General features: G+C 66.8%; 3 protein-coding genes. All 3 read right to left on the bottom strand.

Annotated features, from left to right (window positions below):
* Positions 1-325: 325 nt before the first annotated feature.
* Complete coding sequence (locus tag ACFW1A_RS40055) at positions 326-886, bottom strand: SMI1/KNR4 family protein (protein WP_380418595.1); 561 nt, start codon at positions 884-886, stop codon at positions 326-328.
* 148 nt (positions 887-1,034) lie between these two features.
* Positions 1,035-1,433: a type IV toxin-antitoxin system AbiEi family antitoxin domain-containing protein gene (locus tag ACFW1A_RS40050; RefSeq protein ID WP_380418593.1), complete on the bottom strand. Its 399-nt coding sequence runs from the start codon at positions 1,431-1,433 to the stop codon at positions 1,035-1,037.
* On the bottom strand, positions 1,430-2,284 hold the full coding sequence (locus ACFW1A_RS40045) for an IS5 family transposase (protein ID WP_380418591.1): 855 nt from the start codon (positions 2,282-2,284) through the stop codon (positions 1,430-1,432). The genes ACFW1A_RS40050 and ACFW1A_RS40045 overlap by 4 nt, the downstream gene beginning before the upstream one ends.
* Between the last annotated feature and the right edge of the window lie 198 nt (positions 2,285-2,482).

Here is a 2,482-nt window from a genome sequence, read left to right as displayed (position 1 = left end):
GTCGGAGAACCTCGTCTTCGGCGACCCCCTCGACGAGCGTGAGGACCGGGTAGAAGCCGTCCTCCTCGTCGATCCAGTCGAACCGGTCGTCCTGACTGTCCATGGCGCATGCATACCAGGCGTGCCCGACAGTCGAGGCGCCGGCGTGAGGAACCACGCGAGCGGGAGGTCTGGCCAACACATGAGCACCGGCCGCGCGACCGCCGAGCAGGTGACCCTCACCCCCGTCACCGCACCCACCGACGCCACCGGGCTGCCCGACATGACGCCCCGTGAGCAGCTGCAGGCCGAGCTGGAGGTCATCGGGGTGTCCACGGCTGTCCAATCACAGCGAACTGAGGCCCGCCTTGTGGCGCCTCTCTTCTTCCTTCCAGTGGATCCAGGTGGTTGCTGGGTCCCGGACGTCGATCCCGATCGGATAGGGCTCGATGTCCTCCCGGAAGAGGCAGAGGAGGAACTCGACCATTCCGCAGTGGTAGATCGTGAAGTCGGGATTGCAGACCAGCACGGGCCACTGATCGGGGTCGGGGTCGGTAGTGAGCCAGCACAAGACGTCAGCACCGGAGGTGACGCCCCAGGCGAGGATGTCGTCGGGGTCGACATCGAGGACATCCGGGCCGCCCTCCATCTCCCACATGTAGCGAGCCTGCTCGGTCTCGTCCTCGAAGCTGCCGGGATCCACGCGTGTGTAGTCCACCGGGAGTGGCGTCAGAATGCAGACCTCGTCGAAGCTGCCCCCACCATAGAGGGACATGAACTCCACGTAGTCCTTCGGGAAGGGCGTGCCCCACCGCTCTTCTGCCGCGGCCCAGTCGACTCGCTCGTCCGCCCCATGTGTGGGCGGCAGAACGCGGGTCAGCTCGATGATCCGCGTCCGGTCGGTCATGACGGCCCCCTCTCCGATGCGTTTGGTGGAGTGCAGCTTAGGCGGGACCCGAGCCGCGCCCATCAGTCACGTGGCAGCTACGCCAGCTCGTTCGGCAAACAAGCGTGATCAGTCGCAGTAGCTCGGGTTCAGAGGTACTAAGAGGACGTTAAGTCCGTTTCTGGTAGCGGCCGCGTCCGGGTTGGTCGAGGAGTCCCTGACGAACGAGTCGTCCCAGGCGGGAGCGGGTGGCGTTGATCGAGGGCTCGTCAGTGGGCAGGCCGAGGAGTTCGTGTAGGTCGCGAACCCGGAACACCCGCCCGGGATGCTCGTTGAAGGCGGTCACGATGCGCTGGTAGACGGTGGCGGTCTCCGCAGGGGCCGGCTCGTGGTCGGCCAGGGCAAGGCCGTCGATGACCTTCCCGGCGGTGACGATCTCGGCGAGGTGGGCCTCTACCTCGGCCAGTGCACCGGTGAGTTGGTGAATCTGTTCGCGCAGGTGGTCGGCGCGTGTGGCGGTCTCGTCGTGTTCGGCCTGCAACAGCCGCAGGAGTTCGGTGACGTTCACGCTGCCAGCTCGACGTCGTCGCGCCAGGCAGGGCTGGGGGCGGTGAGGCGGCGGAGCATGCCGGCGGTGGCGGCCCAGTAGACGCGGGAGGCGGCGTTGTCGAGCCGGTGGTCGTAGTCGCGGGCAAGGCGCCGGTGCAGCATGAGGGTGCCGTTGACCTGCTCGACCACCCACCGCTTCGGTTGCGGAACGAACCCCTTGCCCACGTCGTCGGGGTTGCGCCTGACCACCTCGACGGTAATGTCCTTCACCGCCCCGTGGATGATCACGGCGTCCTTGAAGCCCTGGTCGACCAGGGCCTTTTCCAGACGCATCCCGCACCGCTCGTCCGCCTGGTCCAGCAGGGCGATACCGGCCTCGTTGTCGTGCGCGCTCGCGGCCAGGACCACCACCCCGATGATCAGGCCCAGCACGTCGACAGCCAGTCCCCGCTTCCTCCCAGGCGTCTTCTTGTTCGCGTCCAGCCCCGTGGTCGCCTTCGGCACCCCGGCCGCCGCGCGGACGGACTGGGTGTCGATGATCACCAGGGACGGGTCCTCTAATCGTCTGGCCCGCTCCCGCACCTGGCAGCGCAGGATCTCCTGGATCCGCCGGTCAAGGCCGTCCTGTCGCCACAGGGTGAAGTAGTAGAACACCGCCGACCAGGCCGGTAAGTCGTGCGGCAGGAGCCGCCACTGGCACCCCGTCCGGTTCTGGTACAGCAGCGCGTTCACGACCTCGCGCAGGTCGCAGGAGCCCGGGTCCCCGGTCGCCGAGCGCGACACCCGCTCCTGCTTCCAGGCGGTGACCAGCGGCTCGATCAAGGCCCACTGTCCGTCGGACAAGTCCGTTGAGTACGGCATCCGTTCCATGCCCCGACCCCACCATGCACACGACACGCGAGTCAGCCCGAATACCTCCGTACCCACGAACGGGCGACACCAGATCATCCAAAAACGGACTTAACGTCCTCTAAGAGGGTGGAACGAGAGCTAATGTCCGTTTCGTCGTCGTGGAGGAAGTAGCCCTCGTCCGACGACTACGGACGTGGCAGCGTGAACAGGCCAGGC

The sequence above is a fragment of the Kitasatospora sp. NPDC058965 genome, from assembly GCF_042741245.1.
GTDB lineage: Bacteria > Actinomycetota > Actinomycetes > Streptomycetales > Streptomycetaceae > Kitasatospora.
Note: the sequence above shows the minus strand (reverse complement) of the source record. Positions and strands in the feature narration are given on the sequence as shown.

Excerpts from the sequence above, each read along its gene's own strand:
- ACFW1A_RS40045 (WP_380418591.1), bottom strand. The coding sequence starts at position 2,284 with ATGGAACGGATGCCGTACTCAACGGACTTGTCCGACGGACAGTGGGCC.
- ACFW1A_RS40055 (WP_380418595.1), bottom strand. The coding sequence starts at position 886 with ATGACCGACCGGACGCGGATCATCGAGCTGACCCGCGTTCTGCCGCCC.